The sequence below is a fragment of the Exiguobacterium sp. A1_3_1 genome, from assembly GCF_048985645.1.
Classification (GTDB): domain Bacteria; phylum Bacillota; class Bacilli; order Exiguobacteriales; family Exiguobacteriaceae; genus Exiguobacterium_A; species Exiguobacterium_A indicum.
Map to the genome: position 1 here is coordinate 1 of NZ_WBYY01000321.1, position 918 is coordinate 918.

A 918-nucleotide genomic window follows, 5' to 3' on the forward strand; every position below is an offset into this window, starting at 1 on the left:
TTAGTCTCGTGGGCTCGGAGATGTGTATAAGAGACAGGCGTTACGTTGCACAAGAAAGTCGGCGACCGTGTCGAAGTCGGCGATGTCATCGCAACACTTCGTTCAAACAAAGAAACACTCGATCAAGCAATCGAAAAAATGGATCACGCGTACCATATCAGTGAAACGAAACCGGCAGAACGCCCGCTCGTTCACGCTGTTATCCAGTAAGCAATCCAATCAACAATACTTGAGTAGTGGACGTCGTCCGCTACTCTTTTTTGTGATAAAATCAAAAGTGTAAAAAATTGGTATTGAAAAAGAGGGGGAGTATTCATGAAGCTTATGAAACGTTTGACCATCCTGTTATTCAGTCTAATCGGAGTCATCGGATGCGGCATTGTCATACTAGTTTTTTCCTTTTGGCAAAGTACGAAGCCAGACGCAGCAGAAGAAGCGAAAATAAAAAACGAAGCCAAGGTTTATTTAGAAAAGCAAAAGTATTTAAATGAAGCACGAGTGACCGGTAGTGTTTACGATAGTATGGGGAATTTTTCATTTGACTATGCGGCACAAGCTGTTGATAAAAAAACGAATACTGAGTTTTTCGTCTATCAACAAGAGGAGTCGGGGAGGTTCGTTGACTCGTATCATGCGTCACTTTGGGAAGATCGGTTAGAGCGACGGATCCCGTCGCCGACTCTCGAACAACTGAACCATCAATTGAGCGTGACCGTACTTTATGACAACGATAAAATACAGCAGCTAGGTGACGCGCGTTTTGATTCAAAGGCTTATTTACGGAAGGAAGTCGCTCCGACGCTCTTAGTGGACGTTCCACGCAAGCGACACGAACAGGATAAAGCGCAGGTCACAGCATGGGCAAAGTCGTTGCGCGAACAAAAGATCCTTCAACACATGACAGTCAAGGTTGACTAT

2 protein-coding genes are annotated in these 918 nt (G+C 44.6%); both read left to right on the forward strand.

All coding sequences use genetic code 11. The features are described from left to right. Window positions 1-45 precede the first annotated feature (45 nt). Complete coding sequence (locus F8N00_RS18115; protein ID WP_421018764.1) at window positions 46-210, forward strand: hypothetical protein; 165 nt, start codon at window positions 46-48, stop codon at window positions 208-210. Window positions 211-315: 105 nt separating this feature from the next. After that, window positions 316-918, forward strand: a 603-nt coding sequence (locus F8N00_RS18120) for a hypothetical protein (RefSeq protein ID WP_421018765.1), incomplete at its 3' end; no start/stop codon positions are given.